Origin of the sequence: Bacillus sp. BB081, from assembly GCF_008368895.1 — a bacterium.
GTDB lineage: Bacteria > Bacillota > Bacilli > Bacillales > Bacillaceae_G > Bacillus_A > Bacillus_A wiedmannii.
In genome coordinates this window covers 120178-144889 of sequence record NZ_QOZX01000016.1, presented here as the reverse complement: position 1 = coordinate 144889, position 24712 = coordinate 120178, and the positions used below count along the sequence as shown (strand labels likewise).

Below are 24712 nucleotides of genomic sequence, written 5' to 3'. Positions count from 1 at the left end.
CGAAGCATTCCTTTGTATTTTATGAGTAATTTACAAGTTTATTGTTGGAAGCATCGCAGGACCGGAAGTAATGAAATACCTGTGGGACAGAGCTATCATCGACAATCGCAAAAAAAAGCTGCTGCCTATAAAATATAGACAGCAGCTTTTTTTTTGCATACTCATTTTGTAACTAATAAACAGCAATTGGCCCATAAGGACCCTTGATAATTTCTATTTTTGTTTCAAAAATATCTGTCAAAAGTGTTGGGTCCATAACCTCTTCTACTGTTCCAAAAGCAGCAATTTGCCCATCTTTCATAGCACAAATTTTATCAGAGTATTTAGCTGCAAAATTTATGTCATGCATAACAGTCAAAATTGTTCTTCCGAATTCATTAGCTGCACGTCTCAAATGCTCCATCATTTGAACAGAGCGCGCAACATCAAGGTTGTTCAGAGGCTCGTCCAATAGCACATATTCAGTCTCTTGGCACAATACCATCGCTACATATGCCCTTTGTCTTTGACCACCAGAAAGCTCATCTAAATATCTATTCTCTAAACTAGTTAAATCTAAGAAATCGATATATTTAGAAATGATAACCTCATCTTCTTTAGTTAATCTTCCCTTTGAATACGGAAAGCGCCCAAATCCAACTAGTTGTCTAACAGTAAGCCTCGTTACAAAATGATTTTCTTGTCGCAATATGGTCAAAATTTTTGCTAAGTCTTTTGATTTGGATTCAGAAACATCCATATTTGCTACTTGAATTTGACCTTCATCCATATCTAAAAGTCTTCCAATCATCAAAAGTGTCGTGGACTTTCCAGCGCCATTTGGTCCAATTAAAGAAGTAAAGCCTGCTTTTGGTATTTCAATATCCAAAGGTCCTATTTTTACCTTATCAGTATAGAACTTTTTAACGTTATCAATTTTTATCATAAAGCCCTCTTCCTTAAAACTATAGTTAAGAATATGATTCCACCAAATAATTCAATAATAACTGAAACTACCCCTTGAGCATGGAATACATGATACATTAAAAAGTATGCACTCGTCATTATTAAAAATCCTATAGCAAAAGCCATTGGGAAAATATATCTATGATCATAAGTTGACGCCGCCTGATAACTCAAAGTTGCTACTAAAAAGCCGTAGAAAGTAAGTGGCCCAATTAGAGCTGTTGAGATAGACATCAAAATAGCAACTAACACAAGCGTATAAATTACACTAGGTTGATATTTAACCCCAAAAGAAGTAGCAACATCCTTCCCTAATGACAAAACATTCAACTTCTTAGAATGAGCAAAAATTAATAACGCTACAATTATGATCATAGGAATTACAACAGGAAAATATGCAGGGTCTGCATGATTAACAGAACCAAATAATCTCGCTTGTAAAATATCAAATTCTGAAGGCGCAAGTAGTTTTCTCATAAAAGTTGACACAGAATTTAGCCCGGTACCAATAATAATTCCAACTAAAAGCATAAGTTGTAAATTCCCGTATTTACCGGAAAGTAACCATCCATAAAGTATCAAACTCATGAAGACCATAACAACAACTTGAAATAAAAATGATCCAATTCCATTAAAGTTTATTAATGCACTAGCACCAAAGAAGAATATTGTACTCGTTTGAATTGCTGAATAAAGTGATTCGAAACCTAAAAGCGAAGGAGTAATAATCTTATTGTTCGTAATGGATTGGAAAGCAACTGTCGACAAGCTATGGCAAACTGCCGCAATAATCATCGCAACAATAGCTACTATCCTTCTCTTAACAACTGGGATAAAAGAAGGTGAATCTATCGGAACTGGATTGTTATACACTAAAAGTCCATATGAAGAAAGGAGACCTAAACCAATCAATGTGATCAGTAAAATCCAATAACGTCTTGCTTCCTTCTTAGAACGAAAAGCGCTAGCTGATCTACTTTCATTATGAAGGCTAGAATCGATTTCGACATTTTCTTTATTTCTATATTCTAATGTGATCATCGTAGCCTCCTTGGTTTTCTTTGTCTCAATAAAATAGTAATAAACACGACTGCTCCCACTGTTGCAAGTATTAAAGAAACAGGTAATTCAAAAGGCTTTATAATTGTTCGAGAAATGATGTCACAGGCAGTTATTGACCCCATTCCGATCACACAAACCCAAGGTAAATTACTCCTAAGATCATCACCTCTAAACATTGAAACGATATTTGGCACAATTAATCCTAAGAAAGGTAAGTGTCCAATAACAGCTGCAACAATTCCAACTGCAACAGAGATAAGACCAGTCCCAAAAAGAACAATTCTATTGTAATTAACTCCAAGGCTTATTGCGACATCTTCTCCTAGTCCAGCTAAAGTCAATCTATTAGCATACATAAAAATAAGAAAAGTAATGATAACAATCAGCCATAAATATTCATATCTTCCCACCTGAATGTTAGCAAATGAACCTACGAACCAAGTTTCAATACTTTGTGTCTTTTGAAAAAGGAGTCCCAAAAAAGTAGACACTGCAGAAATAACTGCTCCAAGCATCAATCCAATAATCGGGACAATTAAAGACGAACGAAGTTTAACTCTTCTTAAAAATAAAAAGAAAATCATAGTTCCTATAAAAGAAAAAATGATTGCACCAGTCATTCTTTGCACTAAAGTCGGGGCAGGGAATAATAAATATACAAAAAGCAGGCCTAAGCCTGACCATTCAATAGTCCCCGTTGTAGTAGGTTCAACAAAACGATTCTGTGTAATAAGTTGCATGACGAGCCCTGCCATCGCCATTGCAGCTCCAGTAAGCATTAATGCAACTGTTCTCGGAACACGAGTGATGAAAAACATCTCCATTCCGTCCTCTTGTCCACGTATATCATAAACTCCAGTAAACAGTGATATAATCCCTAAAATTATAACAACTATAACCGCTATTATAAAAGGTGTTGTCCATATTTTATTGTGATTATAAAACTGGGGTTGAGAAATATTCTCAACCCTAGAAATCATATTTTTTGACACTGTTTCGTACCCCTTTACACTACTTAGCTAAAGTTTTTGCAAGATTTCCAAATAACTCTACATAAGTCTGAATTGATTCATTTGTGTAAGTATCTTCTGGTGCATAAACAACTTGTTTTTTAGAAACAGCAGTTGTATTTTGAAGAGCTGGTGATTTAGAAATAACATCCTTAGCAGGTGTTGACTTAGCTGCATCAGATGTTGCAGCATCACGATCTAATACGAAAAGCCAATCAGGATTTGTTTGTGCAATAGCTTCAACAGAAACGTCATCACCTTTATGACCTGCAGTAGAATTAGACACTTCTAATGCTGGAGTCCAACCGAAAATTTCATACATTGGTCCCCAAACACGACCAGAATGTGGAGCAGCAAAACCAATATTCCCACCAGTAACGATAACACTCATAACTTTATCTTTTCCGTTATAAGCAGATTTTGCAGTTTCAATAGATTTATCAAAATCAGCCACTAATTTTTTAGCTTCTTTATCTTTATCAAAGATTTTCCCTAAAGTAATTGTAGAATCTTTAAGTCCTTTTACTAAGTTTTTCCCAGGCGTAGTAGATTTCTCAGAAACATCAAAATTAAGATCAATAACAGCTGCTTTTGGCACTAATTTTTTGATCTCTTCGTAATGATCAGCAAACCTTTGACCAACGATTACAAGGTCAGGGTTTGCAGCTGCAATAATTTCAAGATTTGGCTCACGGTGATTCCCAATATTTTGAACTTTTTCATCCTTTTTATATGCTGAATCAGCAGGCATGATATCCTTTGGAGCAGCCGCTAATTTAATTCCCCAATCAGCTAAAGTTTCAAACGTTCTATTGTCTAAAGCAACTACATTCTTTGGATTTACAGGAACAGTAACCTTTCCATGTGCATCAGTGATTTCAACCGTTTTTGGCTTATCACTACCATTATCTTTATTATTAGCCTTCGAAGTTTCTTTACTTGAATCCGAGCAAGCTACTAACATTAAAGTGAAAATTGCTAGAATACTTACTAATTTTAAAAGCATAGTTTTTTTCATACGTATACTCCTTATTATGTAATTTAGTTCGAAAATGATAAAGTTCATAGATTAAATTAGATAGTAACTTTTTATGTATCTAAATTGCTATTGATAATCATTTTCATTTGAATATCCTGTTAATAAGTATAGTCATTAATTCTGTGAAAATCTTGTGAATGGTGTGAATTCATAAAACCAAGCATAATTTGGATGCCAGAAGTAATATTTGAAGTCAGGCATGTTGATTAACCATGATTTCTCCTACAAAACATACCCACTAATAACTAGTATTTTCATAATCCATTTCCTGATAAAAATATTCCTTTTACGTCTTTTAATACTTCTCAGAAACTATTTGATTATCAGATTTAATAGAAAAAACGAGTACAACTGAAGGAAATAGTTTTACTCGTTTTTTCTATTATCTTATTTTTATCATTCAACCATTGAATAACCTCTGCCATGTATCGTTTGAATATATCTGTCTTTCTTCTCACACTTTAACTTTTTTCTTACATACCCAATATATAAGTCTACTACATTCGGATTTACTACTACGTTATATCCCCAAACCTGGTTCAAAAGCATTTCCCGGCTCAATATTGTATTTTTATTCTTGATTAAAAATACGAGTAAATCGTACTCGCGCTTCGTAAGCGAGAGATTTTTTCCGCCCTTTTTCACAATATTGCTAGATGCATCAACAAAGAGATCTTTAAACTGAAAAAAGTTTATCTCATTTTGCTGGTTACAGTCACTTCTCCTTAAAATCGCTTGAACCCTTGCTACTAATTCTTCTTTCGCAAATGGTTTTCTTATATAATCATCTGCTCCTGCTTGTAACCCTGCTATACAATCCTTACTAGAAATATTGTCGGTCACAATAATGATCGGTGTCGTTTTAACAAGTCGTATTTGTCTACAAATTTCTGGTCCCGATATACTTAATGAATCCCAATCCAATATGATAATATCCCAATCTTGTTCATATATTATATTTAAACCTTGGTTTTCATTGTGAAGTTTTAAAATAAAAGAGCCTTCTTGCGTTAGACCGCTTACGATTTTCTTCGCTAAAGACCTTTCATTCTTAATTACTAACACCTGCCTCACCGATGGTTCACCTCTACTTCAATATAGCTTAGTTAGATAAAAAATTATCTCAAAAAAATAATTTAAGATTTATAAATATTAAATTCCTAAAAAAGCCATTCTAACAGCTTATTAGGAGAACTCTATATAATCTTACAATAGATATGGATGAAAACACAAAGGATATGAAGATTCAAATATATATTATGTAATCATTAAAGGTAGCTATAGTATCTACCTGTTTATCATCAATAACTATTTCTTCATTTTTTGTTTCAGGGATACTGCCCCATCCCCATAACGAGATTTTTATCTTCTACAGTTATTTATGAGAGTACAGCCGAGATACGTATAATTTTAAGTATTAGTCTTGCTTTTATTTTATCTATTTACAATAAAGTTTCTCTCTTGATCTATATGGGTTAACACTAATCACACAATTAAAAACACTTTGTTTTAAACGTCTTTATTGTAAATTAAACAACTTTATTATTTGTATACACCATTACCAGAAAAACTCCCTAAAAAGTAGAAAAACAAATAACCAGTTCCTTAACATACAAGAAATCGATTATTTTGTATCTAAACGTACAATTTTCTTTTTTTGATATGATGAGCCCTAATGATATTGCCCAATCCGGTGTAAACTCCTCAATAACAATGGATCTTTTCATATTTCTAATGCACCTTATGTATTTTGCGCTTAAACATAATATTAAAATTAGATGAGCGAAGCCACGTCAAGTGAATAGAATTCACTCTTTAAGAATACATAAAATATATACACACAAGTTTAGCCTACTCATTAGTGAACATAGGATTCTATAAATTTTGGAGGGAGAGGTATGCCAAAAAAGGTTCTCCTGTTTACAGATTTGGGAATTGACGATGCGTTTGCTATACTGTACACCTTTTTTCGTAAAGACATTCAACTTGTAGGAATTGTAGCCGATTATGGAAATGTATCAAGAGAAAATGTAATAAGAAATATTAACTATTTGAAGTACATTGCGGGAAGAGAAGAGATACCTGTATTCCTTGGTGCTTCTGTGCCGTTGACAGGTATATTGATTCAGTATTTCCCTGAGGTACACGGAAAAGTCGGATTAGGTCCTATTATTCCCCCTGAAATTCCATATCCAATTTACCCCTTAAATGATATTTATCAAATTATAGAATCAAATTTAGAAGATCTTACAATTATCAATTTAGGAAGACTTTCTTCGCTAGCCACGACTTTTGTATTGAATTTAGAAACAATGCGAAACGTAAGAGAATGCATTTGCATGGGGGGAGCTTTTTTCTATCCAGGTAACGTAACTGCTGTGGCTGAAGCTAACTTTTACGCAGACCCTTATGCAGCAAATTTAATTCTGCAGCATGCGAAGAACTTGACAATTATTCCTTTAAATGTGACACAACATGCGATTGTTACACCTGAAATGGTCCAGCAAATTGATACATTTCATCGGAATACACAAGATCTTGCAGGACTCATCATCAAGCCCATGCTAGACTATTATTATAATTTCTACTCCAAGTCTAATCCTGGTATAAGTGGAAGTCCTATGCATGATTTTGTAACAGTGTGGTATTTGCTAAATCAAGAGGCTGTTAGCCTTTCAAGAGTACCCATTAAAATAATTCCTGATCAAGGAGAAGGATTCGGTCAAAGCATTGCAGATTTTCGCTTTGTTGCTAATCCAGGCTATAAAATGCATAATGTAGCTTTTCAGTTTGATTATGAAAGATTCAAAAAGGATATTATGGAGACGTTCTTAAAGAAGAGAGTATAACATGCTTTATTAATTTCAGATAATAAGAATCACGCGAATAAAAATTCACTTTACTTAATGTACAGAAATTCGAATTTTTTAGGTTAAAATTCGCCTAGTAGGGCCCCCCCACATGCCCATCGAACCAAAAAGATTATTTATTAGTTTTGGGGTATTTGCTTTTCCTATCTTGATTGTAATATGGTCCTTAAAATGTAACAAGAAGCGTAAAATGGCTATTCTACGCTTCTTGTTACATTTTATTATCGTACTTAAAATGTTGCAAGAAGCGTAAAATGGACGCTTCTTGTTACATTTTATTTTCGGAAGTATAAGTTTGCCACAAACAAAAAGAACCATAACCTTGCCAATCCGGCAAAATTATGGTTCCTATCATACAATGTCACTTTACTTATAAGTTGGCCGCAGTTGGAAGCATAAGTTGACCAAAACGGCCATCTTATGCTTCTTGTTACATACAAAATGTAATTTGAATCATAAGTCCGCCACAATTTGAAACATAATATTTCCATAAAGCTTAGTTTTTAGAGAACATTCTTGTTACATTTGAAGCATAACATTGCCATAAATCTTTTATTAACCTATAAGCTCGCCTCAAGGATTAAGATATTAGAAGTCCATCTCCAACCTTTAAAATCAAAAAAGACCAAATTCTGATAAAGAACTTGATCCTATCATTTATTTTTATTAACCAAATTAACTGAATTTTAGTTGGGTATTTTTTATTTTAGGGAATTTTTATTTTGTTAGCTTGATAGCAATGTGGCACCTTACAGGGAAGTGGTAAAATATATGGGGAACAACGTAAAAGAGGTGAAGGGTTGATGGAAGAAATACGAGATATAAAGGTAGCGAGAAAAAGTACTTTAAGGCGGGTTCTGTTTGTGATTGTGTGCCTAATTATTTGGGTGTTTATTAGGATGTTTCTTATTGATAATGAGGAGAAATGGGTTTTACAGCATTATGAAGAACATACGCGTGTGTTCTATGAAGTAAAGAGTTATGAAAATCTTGAGGTATTACATAATGTAAATCCGGTAACTGTGATGCCAGACATTCAAATGATATGGGAGAACTATAGCAACCTTCAATCTGTGTATCGTATGAAAATAGAGTATCTCGACAAGGAAGGGCAAGTGCGTACGATTGAGCAGGCAATTCCTGTCGCGTACACCGACTTGGTCGATAAACCTATGTTACAGATAACACTGGTGAAAGATTATAAGAATTTAAGGTACATAGATAAAGAGATAAATCCAGGTCTTTATGTGCCGACTAATATGGAAGCTGAAATAAGACAACAAAAAAGTTATTCAAATTAAATAAATAACTGAATAATAATTAGGGGTCATCATCATACATACCCATCATTTTAAGAAATTAGTTATTCCCTATAATGTTTTTCTAAAAACAAAAAGAACCATAACCTTGCCCAAACGGCAAAGTTATGGTTCAAATCACACAAAATAAAAAAACCACCAAATATGTATTGGTGGAGACGGTGGGAGTCGAACCCACGTCCAAAAATATCGGCACTTAAGCTTCTACGAGTGTAGTCGATATATTAGCATTTCGCGAACTCTTCGGCCTATCGACAGGCTTCCAAGTTGCTAGTCTGATTGTTCTCTTCCTTCGCCCTCAGACGGCGAACTCCGGCGTAGTCCACTTAGTTTGAGTCCCTTACCCTACCACATGGACGATGGAGGGAGGAACCTTTAGTGCAATTAAGCAGCTAAAGAAAGATTGTTTTGTTTGCCAATTATAGGCTTTGACGTTTTAACGAGGCCGATCCCCTCGACTCGCAACCTAAGCTCGAACTATCCCTGTCGAATCCGTAACGTCCCCATGATAAAAATGGAGCATACGAAGAAATATCGTGATAGCTACTAAGAGCTGTTTTTCAATGTGCAACAATCTTACATAAGTTATTATAACATACGCGCGTCGTTTTACAAATGTAAATATCTGTATTACATCTTTTGACGATCACGGAACGCGCGTGCAATTTCACGTTTTGCTTCTTTCTCTTTTAAATCGTTACGCTTATCATATTGCTTTTTACCTTTTGCTAAACCAAGTGCCATTTTCGCGAATCCATTTTTTAAATAAATTCTAACTGGAACTAATGCATAGCCTGTTTCTTTTGAAGCACCCGTTAACTTCTCAATTTCTTTTTTATGAAGAAGTAACTTTCTCGTGCGAAGCGGATCATGGTTGAAACGATTCCCTTGCTCATATGTACTAATATGCATATTATGTACCCATACTTCACCATTATGTACACGTGCAAACGCATCTTTCAAGTTTACGCGTCCAGCGCGAATCGACTTAATTTCCGTTCCTTGAAGGACAAGCCCTGCCTCGTATGTTTCTTCAATGAAATAATCATGAAATGCTTTTTTATTTTGTGCAATAACCTTACCTGAACCTTTTGGCATATAACGTCCCTCCTCTATTTTTACTATTGTAACAAATGTTATAAAAAAGCGAAAGTGGCTCGCTCAGAATCTTTGGACATTGGAACTCCCGACAGAGAAGCGCTTTTTGCTTCGTCCGAGGGAGTGAAATGGCCAATAGATTCTAGCCACTGTAGCTGGATTCCATTAAAAAAAGCGAAAGTGGCTCGCTCAGAATGTGAGGTGGATGGAGCTTCTGACCTTGAGGCGCTCTTTGCCTCTCGGGAAGAAGCGAAGCCGCCGAACATTCTAGCCACTGTAGCTAGATTCCATTAAAAAAGCGAAAGTGGCTCGCTCTCAAGCCACCAATAAAAAAGAAAAAGCCCCGCTTTTCATCAAAGCGAAGCCTCTCTTCTCTTACTTACGCTTTTTCTTTTTCTTCTTGAATCCTGGTACATTTTCAAAGAAGCCTTTTTTCTTCTTACCATTACCGTTACCATCTTTTTTCCCTGGCTGACTAGCGGATGTGGATGCTGATGCTGATGCGGATCCTTTTCCTTTTCCTTGTCCACCACGATCAAACTTTCTTCCTGTGCCGCGCTCATTACTACGTTCGCTACGTCCACCGCGTTTCTTTCTGCCTGTTCTTGGCTGTTCGATAACGACTGGACGATCTTTGAACTTACGACGAGGCGTACCTTTCATGCCAACGATTTCAAAGTCGATAGCACGCTCGTCTTTGTTTACGTTAATAACACGAATTGTAATTTCGTCTCCGATGCGGAATACGTTACCTGTACGTTCTCCAATCATTGCGAAATGTTTCTCGTCATAACGGTAGTAATCATCCGTTAAGTAGCTAACGTGTACAAGACCTTCAATCGTATTTGGAAGCTCTACGAATAAACCGAAGTTTGTTACAGAGCTAATCATACCGTCATACTCTTCGCCAATCTTATCAACCATATACTCTGCTTTTTTCATTTCGTCTGTTTCACGTTCCGCTTCAACAGCACGACGTTCCATATTAGAAGAGTGCTCTGCTATCTCAGGTAAGTTTTCACGCCATTTTGCTTGTGTTTCGTTGTCGACTTTACCGTTAATGATGTATTCACGAATTAATCTATGAACGATTGTATCTGGATAACGACGAATTGGTGATGTGAAATGTGTGTAGAACTCTGTTGATAAACCGAAATGTCCTAAGCTATCCGCATCGTAACGCGCTTGCTTCATTGAACGAAGCATTACTGTTGAAATAACTACTTCTTCCGGCTGTCCTTGAACCATTTCAAGAATTTGTTGCAACGCACGAGGATGTATTTCGTTCGCACGTCCTTTTACTGCGTATCCGAAGTTCGTTACAAACTCGAAGAAACGCTCCAGCTTATCTTCTTTCGGATCTTCATGGACACGGTACATGAATGGTACGTTCATCCAGTGGAAATGCTCTGCTACTGTTTCGTTCGCAACAAGCATAAATTCTTCAATTAACTTCTCTGATACAGAACGATCACGCATGACAACATCTGTCGGTTTACCTTCTTCGTCTACTAATACTTTCGCTTCTTTAAAGTCAAAGTCAATTGCACCACGGCGCATACGTTTTTCACGTAAAATCTGTGCCAATTGACCCATCTCTTTAAACATCGGTACGAGCGGCTCATAGCGTTTGATTAACTCTTCGTCCTCATCTTCTAAAATGCTTCTTACGTCAGCATACGTCATACGCTCTGTCGTTTTAATCACACTTTGGAAAATCTCATGCTTTACAACATCACCTAAGTTGTTGATTTCCATTTCACAAGATAACGTCAGACGGTCTACTTTCGGATTTAATGAACAAATACCGTTAGACAGACGATGCGGAATCATCGGAATTACACGGTCAACAAGATATACACTCGTTGCTCTTTCCGCTGCTTCTACATCAATTGGAGAACCTTCTTGAACGTAATGACTTACATCCGCAATATGAACACCAAGCTTGTAGTTACCGTTCTCAAGCTTCGTTACTGTAACAGCGTCATCTAAATCTTTCGCATCTGCACCGTCAATCGTTACGATCATTTGGTCACGCAGGTCACGGCGATCTTTTAAATCTTCTTCTGAAATCGTTTCTGGTACACTGTTTGCATGCTCCATCACTTCTTCAGGGAATGCTAAAGGTAGATGATGTTTATGGATAACTGATAAAATATCTACTCCTGGATCATTTTTATGACCTAGAATTTGAATAACTTCACCTTCTGCACTTAAACGATTCTCTGGATAGCTCGTAATTTTCACAACTACTTTATGGCCTTCTACAGCACCCATTGATGCACTTTTCAAGATAAAGATATCACTCGTCCAACGCTTATTGTCAGGTACAACAAATCCAAAGTTTTTCGATTCTGTATATGTACCAACTAGTTCTTTCGTGCCGCGCTCTAAAATACGTACAATTGAACCTTCTTGGCGTGATCCACTTGATTGTGCGCTAACACGCGCTAATACTGTATCGCCATGAAGTGCACCGTTTAACTCTGTAGGTGGGATGAAAAGATCATCGTCTCCGGTTTTCTTCTCTTCTGGTACAACGAATGCAAAGCCACGTGCATGTCCAATTAATTTACCGCGTACTAAATTCATCTTTTCAGGAAGACCGTAACGGTTACTACGTGTGCGAATAACAAGTCCCTTCTCTTCCATCGTTACAAGTGCCTTTACAAAATCTTTAAAGCCCTCAGAACCTTCAATTCCAAATGCCTCTTCTAACTCTTGTATCGTTAGCGGTTTATACGCTTCTTCTCTCATAAATAATAACAACTTATCAATATTTTCTTGTATGATTTCTTCCAAGCAGAAATACCTCCTTTAAACCCTTATATTATTTAGTGTATCCGAAAGACTCGGGATGTATAAAGCGAAACTTTAATACTCCCCTAATGATTTTTACAGTTTTCACAAAAAATTCCTTATGAAAAAAAGAGGCAACTAGATCTTACCAATCTAGTTGCTCCAAGAAGTTATATACATCCTCATGTAGCTCGTCACGTTGCTTATCAAGTGTAATGACATGCGTAGAGTCTTCATACCATTTAATGTCTTTTAACGTAGATTCTACACCGTTATAAATAATGTTAGCACTATCTGTATTAATCATTTCATCATGACGCGCTTGTACAACAAATGTAGGTGCATAAATCATATCCACATTGTTACGTACGTCAGCAATTAATTGTTGTAATGCTTTTAATGTATTCATCGGTGTCTTTTGGAATTCCAACATTTCTTGTTCGATTTGCTCTGGTGATTTTTGCTCACGTTTTTTATATTCGCGGGCATATGCCAATATACCTTGGTACATCGTTTCTTCACTCTTAATATACATTGGTGCACACATTGGTACTACACCTAAAACCGGTACTGTATAACCTAATTTTAAAGAAAATACGCCGCCAAGTGATAATCCAGCAACAGCAATTTTCTCAAAGCCTTTATCTTTTAAAAGCTGATATGCTTCCATTACGTCTTGCCACCAATCTTCAGGACCTGTATGAACAAGCTCTTCTGGTGGTACACCGTGCCCTTTAAAAATTGGCGCATGACAAGTGTAGCCTTTCTTCTCTAAGAAACGCCCTAACATACGTACATCAGCTGAGTTTCCTGTGAAACCATGTAGTAATAAAACAGCGCGGTCTCCACCCTCAAATGTAAATGGTTTCGGAGATGCTAATTTCATCATGTACTTCTCCTCTTTCTCTTCTGTAATCTAGTCGTATTCTTTCTATATCTAGTGTACCATATTTATATTTCTATAATCTAATTAGAAACATCTTTCAAATGGCAAAATAAAAAAAGAAGAACCATTAGTACAACTTACTAACGCTTCTTCTTTCAATTCTATAAATTGAAGTACGTAACACCAATTGTTAATACAAAGAACAATACAGCTAAAACAATTGTAATACGGTTTAATACCGCTTCAATTCCACGTGCTTTTTGCTTACCAAATAATTGCTCTGCACCGCCTGAAATTGCACCTGAAAGGCCTGAGCTATTACTAGACTGCATAAGTACCATAACAATCATTAAAATCGATACAATAATAAGTAAAACGGATAATAACGTATGCACTTGGCGTACCTCCTACAAAGATTCAGTTATTTTAACTGTAGCATAAATTCTATAGAAAAGCGAGAGCTATAGAGTCGCTCTCGCTTTTCTTCTATTACATAAACATCATTGCAAATAACGGCCCGAGCAAACATGTCAAAATTGCTGTTAATGTCATTGTTACCGATCCAATAACACCTTCATGTTCATTATTTTTCATCGCTCTCATTACACCCATAATATGAGAAGCACATCCAAATCCGATACCTTTACCAACTGAGTTTGTAACGCGGCTCCATTTTAATAAAAGTGGGCCGGTAATCGTTCCAGTAATACCTGCGATAACAACGAAAGCTGCTGTTAATGACGGTACACCACCAACTTGCTCTGAAACACTCATCGCAACTGGCATTGTCACCGATTTTGGTAAAGAAGATAAAATTAAGCTTTTATCTGTTCCCATAAGTGATGCAATGGCAAAATCACTTGCGATTGCAACTGTTGTCCCTACTAATACGCCACCAGCAATCGGTACAACATATTTTTGCAGAACGTGACGTTGTTTATAAAGAGGAATTGCAAATGCTACAACACCGGGTCCCAGCAGTTTTGCAATCCAGCCACCACCGCTTTCCATATAATGTTGATATGGTATATCAAGCATGATAAATAAGAAAGCCATTAATCCTGTTGCTACAAGCATTGGAATGGTGAATGGTGTTGGAAATAATTTATAGATTTTTTTAGATAATTGGTATAATAGCACCGTAAAAAGAACCCAACCGATTCCGATTAATATTTGGCTCATCGCGACTCTCTTTCCTTTCTATTCGCAAGATATTGTCCTGTATGTCCTGCGACAATAATAATTAAAAATGTACTCGCTACAATTGTAATGAAAAGAGAAATTCCTTTACTCATAAAAAAAGCACCGTAATTCATTAGGCCAAGCGTTGGCGGAATTAATAAAAACGGCATAATAGCAACGAGTGTTTCTGCTCCTAAATCGAACCATTTCACTGGAAGGACTTTTAGGCTAAGTAAAACAAGTAAGAGGAACATTCCAATCAAACTTCCTGGAATCGGAATATTTAACACTTCTTGTACCCAATTTCCAACCATATAAAAAACGTAAAGAGCTGCAATTTGGACAAGAATCTTTGTAAATTTCATGTTCATCATCCCTCATGTTTATACGATCTTCTCTTAATATCTTTATCATAGTATAAATTGTAAAAAGCTGCAATTTATCAACTTGACAGCAAAAATAGCTTATGTTAGACGCTTACAACCTTGATATGACTGGATTTTCAGACGAAAATTACGTCAAAAACCTTGACCTAATATAAAAAGTTTTTATTTTCTGAATTTTAAAGGTTGTTATTTCAATAAAATAATCTTTTTATCCTTAAGCTTACATATAATAAAGTGAAACTTTCATTAGGGGTAGTTTTCTTCATCCCTACAATCGGACTTTTACGGGATAAACAAAATAGGTGGTGAACATATGCCAAAAAAAGTTCTTATTTTTTGTGATCCTGGCATTGATGATACGATGGCTCTCCTCTTAGCATTCTTTATTGATGAAATAGAAATCGTCGGCATCGTTGCTGATTACGGCAATGTTCCAAAAGAAATGGCCGTACAAAACGCTCATTTTCTTAAGAACGAAGCAAAGGATAGAAATATCAAGATATTTGGTGGATCAGAACGCCCACTTACTGGCGCCCCTCCTGCTTTCTTTACGGAAGTACACGGGAAACAGGGGCTCGGGCCAATTATTCCAAAGGGACATGTGACTAACGGAGAAATGGAGAATTTTTTCGAAGTTATTCCTCTTATTGAACAGTATAAAGATGAATTAATCATTGTTAGTTTAGGCAGACTTACCTCCCTAGCAATTTTATTCATCTTATGTAAACAGCTCATGAAGCAAGTTAAATCTTACTACGTAATGGGCGGTGCCTTTTTACATCCTGGTAATGTTACCCCTATTTCCGAAGCAAACTTTTATGGCGATCCTACTGCCGCTAATATAGTCCTTCAATCCTCACCTAACATGTACATCTATCCATTAAACGTCACTCAGTATTCCATCATTACACCAGAAATGGCTGAATACATTGAAGCAAAAGGAAAAGCCCCACTCGTCAAACCGTTATTCAATCATTATTACTACGGATATTATAAAGACGCCTTACCGCATTTAAAGGGGAGCCCCTTCCATGACACAATGCCAATACTCGCTTTACTTGATAACTCTATGTTTACGTATCACAAGTCACCTATCGTTGTCATGACAGAATCTTATGCACAAGGAACAAGCATAGGGGAATTTCGTTCTTTAGGAGAATCTAAGCCATTTATTGATTGGCCAAGTCATCAAATCGCAATTGATTTTGATTATAACCGCTTCTTTAAACATTTCATGTCACTTATGACGGGTGAGCAATTTTAACATAAAAAAACAGACCGTGATTTCTCACGGTCTGTCATTATTTTCTACAATTATCGTTTGATGTTGTAGAAAGATTTGATACCATCGTAAACAGCGATTTCGCCTAGTTCGTCTTCGATGCGTAATAATTGGTTGTACTTAGCAATACGGTCAGTACGGCTCATAGAACCAGTTTTGATTTGGCCAGCGTTAGTTGCAACTGCGATGTCAGCGATTGTAGCATCTTCAGTTTCACCAGAACGGTGAGATACAACTGCTGTGTAACCAGCACGTTTAGCCATTTCGATAGCTTCGAAAGTCTCAGTTAAAGTACCGATTTGGTTAACTTTAATTAAGATTGAGTTAGAGATACCTTTTTCGATACCTTCAGCAAGTTTTTGAGTGTTAGTTACGAATAAGTCGTCACCAACTAATTGTACTTTATCACCGATACGCTCAGTTAATAATTTGTGACCATCCCAGTCGTTTTCGTCTAAACCATCTTCGATAGAGATGATTGGGAAGTCTTTGCAAAGCTCTTCGTAGAAATCAACCATTTCTGCAGAAGTTAAGCCAGTACGGCCTTCGCCTGCAAGGTCATATTTACCAGTCTCTTTGTTGTAGAACTCAGAAGAAGCAACGTCCATTCCTAAGAATACGTTCTCGCCAGCTTTGTAACCAGCTTTTTCGATAGCTTCAATGATTACTTCTAATGCTTCACGGTTAGAACCAAGGTTTGGAGCGAATCCACCTTCGTCACCTACTGCAGTGTTAAGACCTTTGTCATGTAATACAGCTTTAAGTGCATGGAATACTTCAGCACCCATACGGATTGATTCTTTGAATGTTGGAGCACCAACTGGTAAGATCATGAACTCTTGGAAGTCTACGTTGTTATCAGCGTGAGAACCACCGTTGATGATGTTCATCATTGGAGTTGGTAATTGTTTTGCATTGAATCCACCAAGGTAACGGTATAATGGAAGACCTACGAAGTCAGCTGCTGCGTGAGCTACTGCCATAGATACACCAAGGATAGCGTTAGCGCCTAGTTTACCTTTGTTTGGAGTGCCATCTAATTCGATCATAGCACGGTCGATACCAGCTTGGTCAGTTACGTCGAAACCAACGATTTCTGGAGCGATTGCTTCGTTAACGTTGTTTACTGCATTTAGAACACCTTTACCAAGGTAACGAGATTTGTCACCGTCACGTAATTCTACTGCTTCGTGCTCACCAGTAGATGCACCACTTGGTACGATAGCGCGTCCGAAAGCGCCGCTTTCTGTGTAAACTTCTACTTCTACAGTTGGGTTACCACGAGAGTCAAGGACTTCGCGAGCATAAACATCAATAATTGTTGACATAATAAATTCTCTCCTTTTTATATAAGCAAATTATTTAATAATTGTTTTACCTGTCATTTCTTTCGGTTGTTCCACATTTAAAAGCGTAAGCATTGTTGGAGCGATATCTCCTAAAATACCACCTTCACGAAGCTCTACATCATTTTTTGTAACGATGAAAGGAACCGGGTTAGTTGTATGAGCTGTCATTGGTCCACCATCAGCAGTTAACTCCTGATCAGCATTACCATGGTCAGCAGTAATAAGTGCTACACCATCTTTTGCAAGAATCGCTTCTACAACTTTTCCTAAACATTCGTCAGTTGCTTCTACTGCTTTAATTGTTGGTTCCATCATCCCAGAATGGCCAACCATATCACAGTTTGCAAAGTTAAGAATGATAACATCATGTTTATCATTTTCGATTTCATTTACTAAAGCGTCCGTTACTTCGTAAATGCTCATTTCAGGTTTCAAGTCATAAGTTGCAACCTTCGGTGAGTTAATTAAAATACGCTCTTCTCCTGGGAATTCAGCCTCACGACCACCGCTAAAGAAGAATGTAACGTGCGGATACTTTTCAGTTTCCGCGATGCGAAGTTGCTTTAATCCCGCTTGCGCAACAACTTCACCTAATGTGTTATCAAGGTTCATTGGCTTGAATGCCACGTAACCATCTACAGTTTCACTGAAATGTGTCATACAAACGAATTCAGGAATGTGAGGTACTTTTTCACCACGATCGAACTCACGGAAGTCTTCGTTTGTAAATACACGAGCAATTTGAATTGCACGGTCTGGACGGAAGTTATAGAAGATAACTGCATCATCATCATTGATTGTTGCAACTGGCGTGTTATCTTCGTTAACAATTACAGACGGCAATACGAATTCATCATAGATACCGTTCGCATAAGAGTCTTCTACACACTCTTCTGCTGATTTATAAGTAGGGCCTTCACCATTCACCATAGCACTGTAACATTTTTCTACGCGATCCCAACGCTTGTCACGGTCCATAGAGTAATAACGACCAGAGATAGTCGCGAATTGTCCTACTCCTGTTTCTTTAATTACTTCATTTGTTGCATCGATATAACCTTTTGCTGTTTGTGGTCCAACATCACGGCCGTCTAAGAATGCATGGATATAAACTTTCTCCACGCCTTCTTTTGCTGCTAAGCGAAGAAGAGCAAACATATGGTTCATGTGACTGTGCACACCACCATCAGAAAGTAAACCGAATAAATGAAGAGCAGTACCTTTTTCTTTTACGCTTTTAATTGCATTTTGGAAAGTTTCGTTCTGATCGAACTCACCTTCACGAATCGCAACGTTTACGCGTGTTAAGCTTTGATATACGATGCGGCCGGCACCGATATTTAAGTGACCAACCTCAGAGTTACCCATTTGACCTTCTGGAAGACCTACTTCCTCACCACAAGCTGTAAGCGTTGTGTGAGGGAATTTGTTCCAGTAACCATCAAAATTAGGTTTCTTAGCTTGTGCTACAGCATTCCCATGAGTTTCTTCACGTAGTCCGAAACCATCAAGAATGATTAAAGCTGTTGGCTTTCTCATTTTACCGCCCCCAGAAGACCTAAGAACGAAGCAGGCTCTAAGCTAGCACCGCCAACTAAAGCGCCGTCGATGTCAGATTGTGCCATATACTCTTTAATGTTTTCTGGTTTTACGCTACCGCCGTATTGAATACGAACAGCTTCTGCAGCTTCTGTAGAAACAGCTTCTGCAACAACTTTACGGATGTGCGCACATACTTCGTTTGCATCTGCAGAAGAAGAAGATTTACCTGTACCGATAGCCCAGATTGGCTCATAAGCGATAACAGTTGCTTTAACTTGCTCTTCTGTTAAACCTGCAAGTGCTTTTGTCACTTGACCTGCTACTAGATCAAATGTTTTTCCGCTTTCGCGCTCTTCTAAAGTCTCACCACAACATACGATTGGTGTTAAACCATGTTCAAATGCTGCAAGAGTCTTTTTGTTTACTGACTCATCTGTTTCAGCAAACATTTCACGACGCTCAGAGTGGCCAAGTACTACGTAGCCTACTTTTAAGTCGCTAAGTGCTACTGGGCTAATTTCGCCAGTGAATGCACCATTTTTTTCGAAGTGCATGTTTTGTGCACCTACTTGTAAATCAGTTCCTTCAGCCTTAGCTACTAAACGCTCTAAAAATAAAGCTGGAGAGCAAACTACTGCATCAACAGCTGAAGCTGCTGGGATTTGACCTTTAACTTCCTCTACGAAGCTAACTGCTTCAGATAGAGTTTTATTCATTTTCCAGTTACCTGCGATAATTGGTTTACGCATGCTTTGCACCGTCCTTTTTCTTTGGCTGCTACTTATTTGTCGTTAAGACAAACTACACCTGGAAGCTCTTTGCCTTCCATGAATTCTAATGACGCACCGCCGCCAGTAGAAATGTGGCTCATTTTATCAGCCATACCGAATTTTTCAACAGCTGCTGCAGAGTCACCACCGCCGATAACAGAGTATGTATCTTCTGCATCTGCTAATGCTTGTCCTACTGCTTTTGTACCTTCTGCGAATGGAGTCATTTCGAATACACCCATTGGTCCATTCCATACAACAAGCTTAGAATTTTTAATTACATCTGCATAAATTTCACGTGTTTTAGGACCGATGTCCACGCCTTCCCAAGTAGAAGGGATAGAGTCGATACCTACGATTTGAGTTGTTGCAGTTTCAGAGAATTCCTCTGTGATTACAACATCAACTGGCATGTAGAAGTTTACGCCTTTTTCTTTTGCAAGTTGCATAAATTCTTTAGCTAGTTCGATCTTGTCGTCTTCACATAGAGATAGACCAATTTCATGACCTAAAGCTTTAACGAATGTGTAAGCAAGTCCGCCACCGATGATTAAGTTATCTACTTTGTCTAATAGATGACGAATTACACCGATTTTATCTTTTACTTTCGCACCACCGATGATAGCTGTGAATGGACGTTCTGGGTTAGAAAGTGCTTTTCCAAGTACATCTAACTCTTTTTCCATTAATAATCCAGATACTGCTGGTAGGTAGTCTGCGATACCCGCTGTAGAAGCGTGAGCACGGTGAGCTGCACCGAATGCATCGTTTACGAAGATATCAGCAAGAGCTGCAAATTCTTTCGCAAGTTCTGCATCGTTCTTTTCTTCGCCCGCATAGAAACGTACGTTTTCAAGAACTAATACGTCGCCTTCGTTCATTGCTGCAACCATTTCTTGTGCAACTGGTCCGAATGCTTCGTCTGCTTTTTTAACATCTTTACCAAGAAGCTCGCCTAAACGTGCTGCTACTGGAGTAAGACGTAATTCTTCTACTGCTTGACCTTTTGGACGGCCTAAGTGACTTGCTAAAATAACTTTCGCACCTTGCTCTACTAAATATTGAATTGTAGGAAGAGCTGCACGGATACGAGTTTCATCTGTAATTTTGCCTTCTTTCATAGGTACGTTGAAATCAACGCGGCAAAATACACGCTTACCTTTTAAATCTACGTCACGAATTGATTTTTTGTTCATTGGATTTCCCTCCGACTACTAGTTAGGATTGACAAAACCCACTCAAAAGCTTAACACATTTGCTTTTAAAACGAAAGAAGAGAGAGAGGGAACAAACCCTCTCCCTCGTTTTGTCATTGATTACTTATATAATTAAGAATTAAAGACCTTTAGAAGTCATGTATGCTGCTAGGTCTACTACGCGGTTAGAGTAACCAGTTTCGTTATCGTACCAAGAAAGTACTTTAACCATGTTACCTTCCATTACCATTGTAGATAATGCATCGATTGTAGAAGAAGCTGTACATCCGTTATAGTCGATAGATACTAATGGCTCTTCGCTGTATCCAAGGATACCTTTTAATTCGCCTTCAGCTGCTGCTTTGAATGCTGCGTTTACATCTTCAACTGTTACTTCTTTGTCAAGTTCAACAACTAAGTCAACAAGAGAAACGTTAGCAGTTGGAACACGTACAGCTCCACCGTTTAATTTACCTTTAAGTTCTGGTAATACTAATGCTACAGCTTTAGCTGCACCAGTAGATGTTGGGATCATGTTTTCAGCTGCTGCACGAGCACGACGTAAATCTTTGTGTGGTAAGTCTAAGATTTGTTGGTCGTTAGTGTAAGAGTGAATTGTTGTCATCATTCCGCGTTTTACGCCGAATTTTTCGTTTAATACTTTAGCGAATGGAGCTAGACAGTTTGTAGTACAAGAAGCGTTAGATACTACGTTGTGGTTAGCTGCATCATATTGTTCGTGGTTAACACCCATAACTACAGTGATATCTTCGTCAGAAGCTGGAGCTGAGATGATAACTTTCTTAACTGATCCACCTAAGTGTTTTTCAGCGTCTGATTTTTTAGTGAAACGGCCAGTAGATTCTACTACTACTTCTACTCCGTAGTCGCTCCATGGTAATTGAGCTGGGTCACGCTCAGCGATAACTTTAATTTCTTTACCGTTAACAACGATGCTGTTTTCGTTAGCAGATACTTCTGCATTTAAAGTTCCGTGAACTGTGTCATATTTTAAAAGGTGAGCTAATGTTTTAGCATCTGTTAAGTCGTTGATTGCTACTACTTCTACCTCAGAGTTGTTAAGAGCTGCGCGGAATACGTTACGTCCGATACGTCCAAATCCATTAATACCAATTTTAGTCATTTGAATTTCCTCCTTGGGGGATTATATTAAAGGGTAATACCCTTTGTTAACTGTTTTGCTGCACCTTCATCTGTAATTAGAATTGAAGTGTGCCCTTGTTTAATTACAGCCTGTATTGCCTTTGCCTTTGAAGAACCTCCAGCGACTGCAACAACGTGAGATACATGTTGTAAATCCTCAAGTTGCATACCAACTGTTCTTACTTTATGAACAACATTTCCTTGTTCATTAAAGTAGTAACCGAAAGCTTCGCCTACTGCTTCGCTTGCTTGAATCTTTAACCAATCTGCTTCTGAAGTATTTCTGCGACGTGCCATTGTTAACGCATCACCTATTCCATGAATGACGATATTGGAAGATCGAATCAACTCAAGAACTTCTTTCACGGAAGGCTCTGTCACAATAGACGCATATGCTTCGCTACTAACATGGTCTGGAACATACAATAAGCGATAATTACTCATCGTATTTTGCGCCATCTTGGCACAAATGGTATTGGCTTCTAATTCAACACCCTCTCCAATTCCACCACGCGCTGGGACAAATAGCATATGTAAATCTTTGCAATCAAGCTGCATCATGTCCGCAGCAGCAGCTAGCGTAGTTCCTCCAGCCACAGCAACGATATTATTCGCTGTCAGACGGTCTTTTATACAAGTCACACAAGCACGGCCCATCTCCAGTTTGACCCAAGGTGATTCATCACTATCACCAGGGACAACGAAAACTTCATCCAAGTCTAATGTTTCCTTAAGTTGCTTTTCTAAAACCTTTAACCCGGAAATTTCTTTCATAAAGTCTTCCAAAGCAAGAACTAAAGCTGTTCCTTCTTCTGTCAAAGTCATTCCAGAAGAAGCGACGTGAACTAAGTTTTGTTCTTTCAAAACTTGAACTTCACTTCGCAATACTCGTTCTGTCATACCGAGACTTGCTGACAAGTTTCTTCTTCCAATCGGCTGCATGAGCCTAATGTATTGAAGAATTTGCATTCTCGTTTGCATAACAGGTAGCAGATCAGGTAATAATTTTTTTGTGTTCTGAATCCATGAGCGCATATCTTTTCTCCTCACTACATTGGTTCATTTTCCCTCGTGGTCACTTTACGTCCCGTAGTGACATTTTGTGTCCCACATAGGTTAAAAAAATAATCCCTGCTACGTGTATTATTGTAACAGGAGATAGAAACTTATTCAACTCTTAACTGCATTCTTTATATAGTTTATTATGACACCTTTGTGAATGTTACCATATTCTACTTGTTTTCCGCCTATTTCTACCACCGGAATCATTAGATGATATTTTTCTAAAAGGTCATTATCTTCATATATATTTATTTCCTCGATTTGAAAAGAATATTCACATTGTACTTCCTCTAAAACTTGTTTCGCCTGCACGCAAAGGCCACAATCCTTTTTTGTATACAGTACAACTTTCATATTCTTCACCTATCCGATCGTTTTTCGTAATGATGACGCTGGAATGTGCATTTGTTCTCTATACTTTGCCACTGTTCTTCGAGAAATAACGATTTCATGCTCTTCTTCTAATAATTTTGAAATCTTTTGATCTGAAAGTGGCTTTTTCTTATTCTCCGCCTCAACAAGCTTTTGGATAAAACGTTTCACAAGCTTTGTAGAAACTGCTTCATCTTCAGTAGTCGAAACAGCATTACTAAAGAAAGATTTCATCTCAAATAAACCATGTGGTGTTTGCACATATTTATTTCGTGTTGCACGACTAATTGTAGATTCATGCACACTTAACTCTTCCGCTACCTCTTTTAAAGCAAGCGGTTTTAAATATTCTGGACCTTCCCAGAAGAAATCACGTTGTTTTTCCATAATAATAGTCATCACTTGCAGAAGCGTTTGTTTTCTCTGTTTTAAACTGCGCATAATCCACTGCACATGCTGATACTTTTCTGATACATAAGATGCTACTTCACTTTCACTATTATTCAGAAGCGCACTATACTCAGAATGAATTTCAATTCTCGGCATATTTCTCTCGTTCATTTGTAAAACGAGACGATCACCATCTTTTTTCACCGCCATATCAGGCACGATATACAGTGGTTTATCAGAAGAAAACGCAAGACCTGGTTTCGGCTGTAATGACGTAATACAGTTCACTGCTGATTGCAATTCTTCATTACTACACTTCAACACTTGAACGAGCTTTCGCCAATCTTTCTTCACGAAATAAGCGAAGTGATCCTCTATAACCTCTTCAGCTAATCCATTCCGTCTTTGTAAGCGCTTCAATTGTAAAGTTAGACATTCCTGAATATTACGCGCTCCTACCCCTGCTGGCTCGAGTGATTGGACAAGCTCTACAAAGCGGGCGACTTCATGAATCGGTGCGGAAAGGAGATCCGCTAACTCTTCGTTCGTTTCTTGTAAATACCCATTTCCATCCATGTTCATAATAATGAAAGAAGCTATTTTTCGCTCTTCTTCATCTATTTTATAATACTGTATTTGATTTAATAAATGTTGCTGAATCGTTGTTGAATCTACACTGTAGATTTCCATCTGATTCTCGACTTGTTTGCTGGTACTTTTACTGTTGTTAGAGCTCTTTTTCTTCTCCCTCTCAAAACCACCTAACTCAATAAGGGGATTCTCTAACGATTGCTCATACAAAAACTCCGATAATTCTTGTACATTATACTGGAGCATTGTAATCGCTTGCCTTAACTCTTGTGTCATTGCCAAACGTAAGCTTTGTTCTTGTAAAAGACTTGCCTTCAAACTAATCTCCCCCTTGTTTCTATTGTACAATAAGTTTGGTAAAAGGAGAATGCTATCACAGACACCCATTCCAAAATATT

At 37.6% G+C, this 24712-nt stretch carries 23 protein-coding genes and 1 other RNA gene; 4 read left to right on the top strand and 20 right to left on the bottom strand.

The window, feature by feature from the left end; all coding sequences use genetic code 11:
* Positions 1-172 precede the first annotated feature (172 nt).
* The 5 genes from DN394_RS08660 to DN394_RS08640 form a co-directional block, all read right to left on the bottom strand.
* Positions 173-925 (bottom strand): iron ABC transporter ATP-binding protein, encoded by a 753-nt coding sequence (locus DN394_RS08660; RefSeq protein WP_046955601.1) that lies wholly within the window; start codon positions 923-925, stop codon positions 173-175.
* The gene (locus DN394_RS08655) at positions 922-1986 is read right to left on the bottom strand and encodes an iron chelate uptake ABC transporter family permease subunit (protein WP_097915640.1); all 1065 of its coding nucleotides are present in this window, start codon (positions 1984-1986) and stop codon (positions 922-924) included. The genes DN394_RS08660 and DN394_RS08655 overlap by 4 nt, the downstream gene beginning before the upstream one ends.
* Positions 1983-2999 (bottom strand): ABC transporter permease, encoded by a 1017-nt coding sequence (locus DN394_RS08650; RefSeq protein WP_098953690.1) that lies wholly within the window; start codon positions 2997-2999, stop codon positions 1983-1985. The genes DN394_RS08655 and DN394_RS08650 overlap by 4 nt, the downstream gene beginning before the upstream one ends.
* A gap of 19 nt (positions 3000-3018) precedes the next feature.
* Complete coding sequence (locus DN394_RS08645) at positions 3019-4035, bottom strand: siderophore ABC transporter substrate-binding protein (RefSeq protein ID WP_097915636.1); 1017 nt, start codon at positions 4033-4035, stop codon at positions 3019-3021.
* A 417-nt stretch (positions 4036-4452) separates the two neighbouring features.
* Positions 4453-5130 carry a response regulator transcription factor gene (locus tag DN394_RS08640; RefSeq protein ID WP_098091911.1) on the bottom strand — a complete coding sequence of 226 codons (678 nt, stop codon included), beginning with the start codon at positions 5128-5130 and terminating at the stop codon, positions 4453-4455.
* Between the two features lie 824 nt (positions 5131-5954).
* Here DN394_RS08640 and DN394_RS08635 point away from each other — a divergent pair.
* The gene (locus tag DN394_RS08635) at positions 5955-6905 is read left to right on the top strand and encodes a nucleoside hydrolase (protein WP_001125076.1); all 951 of its coding nucleotides are present in this window, start codon (positions 5955-5957) and stop codon (positions 6903-6905) included.
* Positions 6906-7789: 884 nt separating this feature from the next.
* Positions 7790-8227: a hypothetical protein gene (locus tag DN394_RS08630; RefSeq protein ID WP_141498566.1), complete on the top strand. Its 438-nt coding sequence runs from the start codon at positions 7790-7792 to the stop codon at positions 8225-8227.
* Between the two features lie 168 nt (positions 8228-8395).
* Here the strand turns inward: DN394_RS08630 and ssrA are convergent.
* Both ssrA and smpB read right to left on the bottom strand, forming a co-directional pair.
* Positions 8396-8750, bottom strand: a transfer-messenger RNA (tmRNA) gene (ssrA, locus tag DN394_RS08625).
* Between the two features lie 125 nt (positions 8751-8875).
* Entirely contained in the window at positions 8876-9343 is a 468-nt protein-coding gene (gene smpB / locus DN394_RS08620) for an SsrA-binding protein (RefSeq protein ID WP_001123908.1), read from the bottom strand.
* A 123-nt stretch (positions 9344-9466) separates the two neighbouring features.
* Here smpB and DN394_RS28910 point away from each other — a divergent pair, with 123 nt between their 5' ends.
* Positions 9467-9637 (top strand): hypothetical protein, encoded by a 171-nt coding sequence (locus DN394_RS28910; RefSeq protein ID WP_176522699.1) that lies wholly within the window; start codon positions 9467-9469, stop codon positions 9635-9637.
* Positions 9638-9718: 81 nt separating this feature from the next.
* Here DN394_RS28910 and rnr read toward each other — a convergent pair whose 3' ends face one another.
* From rnr to DN394_RS08595, 5 genes are all read right to left on the bottom strand, one after another.
* Complete coding sequence (gene rnr / locus DN394_RS08615) at positions 9719-12145, bottom strand: ribonuclease R (RefSeq protein ID WP_149293741.1); 2427 nt, start codon at positions 12143-12145, stop codon at positions 9719-9721.
* Between the two features lie 142 nt (positions 12146-12287).
* Positions 12288-13028: a carboxylesterase gene (gene estA / locus DN394_RS08610; protein WP_170930161.1), complete on the bottom strand. Its 741-nt coding sequence runs from the start codon at positions 13026-13028 to the stop codon at positions 12288-12290.
* Positions 13029-13189: 161 nt separating this feature from the next.
* Entirely contained in the window at positions 13190-13423 is a 234-nt protein-coding gene (gene secG / locus DN394_RS08605) for a preprotein translocase subunit SecG (protein WP_000557264.1), read from the bottom strand.
* Between the two features lie 94 nt (positions 13424-13517).
* Positions 13518-14210, bottom strand: a complete 693-nt coding sequence (locus DN394_RS08600) for an LrgB family protein (protein ID WP_000078299.1) — start codon at positions 14208-14210, stop codon at positions 13518-13520.
* Positions 14207-14575, bottom strand: coding sequence for a CidA/LrgA family holin-like protein (locus tag DN394_RS08595; protein ID WP_000673212.1), 369 nt, complete (start codon positions 14573-14575; stop codon positions 14207-14209). Before DN394_RS08595 ends, DN394_RS08600 begins: the two co-directional genes overlap by 4 nt.
* A 334-nt stretch (positions 14576-14909) precedes the next feature.
* Between DN394_RS08595 and DN394_RS08590 the strand changes: the two genes are divergently transcribed.
* The gene (locus DN394_RS08590; protein WP_046955593.1) at positions 14910-15860 is read left to right on the top strand and encodes a nucleoside hydrolase; all 951 of its coding nucleotides are present in this window, start codon (positions 14910-14912) and stop codon (positions 15858-15860) included.
* Positions 15861-15910: 50 nt separating this feature from the next.
* Here DN394_RS08590 and eno read toward each other — a convergent pair whose 3' ends face one another.
* The 8 genes from eno to rpoN form a co-directional block, all read right to left on the bottom strand.
* Positions 15911-17206 (bottom strand): phosphopyruvate hydratase, encoded by a 1296-nt coding sequence (gene eno, locus DN394_RS08585; protein ID WP_000103948.1) that lies wholly within the window; start codon positions 17204-17206, stop codon positions 15911-15913.
* 30 nt (positions 17207-17236) lie between these two features.
* Complete coding sequence (gene gpmI, locus DN394_RS08580; RefSeq protein ID WP_001231145.1) at positions 17237-18766, bottom strand: 2,3-bisphosphoglycerate-independent phosphoglycerate mutase; 1530 nt, start codon at positions 18764-18766, stop codon at positions 17237-17239.
* Positions 18763-19518, bottom strand: coding sequence for a triose-phosphate isomerase (gene tpiA / locus DN394_RS08575; protein ID WP_001231045.1), 756 nt, complete (start codon positions 19516-19518; stop codon positions 18763-18765). Before tpiA ends, gpmI begins: the two co-directional genes overlap by 4 nt.
* Positions 19519-19550: 32 nt before the next feature.
* Entirely contained in the window at positions 19551-20735 is a 1185-nt protein-coding gene (locus tag DN394_RS08570; RefSeq protein ID WP_001036333.1) for a phosphoglycerate kinase, read from the bottom strand.
* A gap of 139 nt (positions 20736-20874) precedes the next feature.
* Positions 20875-21879 (bottom strand): type I glyceraldehyde-3-phosphate dehydrogenase, encoded by a 1005-nt coding sequence (gene gap, locus DN394_RS08565; RefSeq protein ID WP_000161234.1) that lies wholly within the window; start codon positions 21877-21879, stop codon positions 20875-20877.
* A gap of 26 nt (positions 21880-21905) precedes the next feature.
* Entirely contained in the window at positions 21906-22934 is a 1029-nt protein-coding gene (gene cggR / locus DN394_RS08560; protein WP_001258183.1) for a gapA transcriptional regulator CggR, read from the bottom strand.
* A gap of 135 nt (positions 22935-23069) precedes the next feature.
* Positions 23070-23315, bottom strand: coding sequence for a glutaredoxin family protein (locus DN394_RS08555; RefSeq protein ID WP_000869731.1), 246 nt, complete (start codon positions 23313-23315; stop codon positions 23070-23072).
* 9 nt (positions 23316-23324) lie between these two features.
* Positions 23325-24632, bottom strand: coding sequence for an RNA polymerase factor sigma-54 (rpoN, locus tag DN394_RS08550; protein ID WP_149293740.1), 1308 nt, complete (start codon positions 24630-24632; stop codon positions 23325-23327).
* Between the last annotated feature and the right edge of the window lie 80 nt (positions 24633-24712).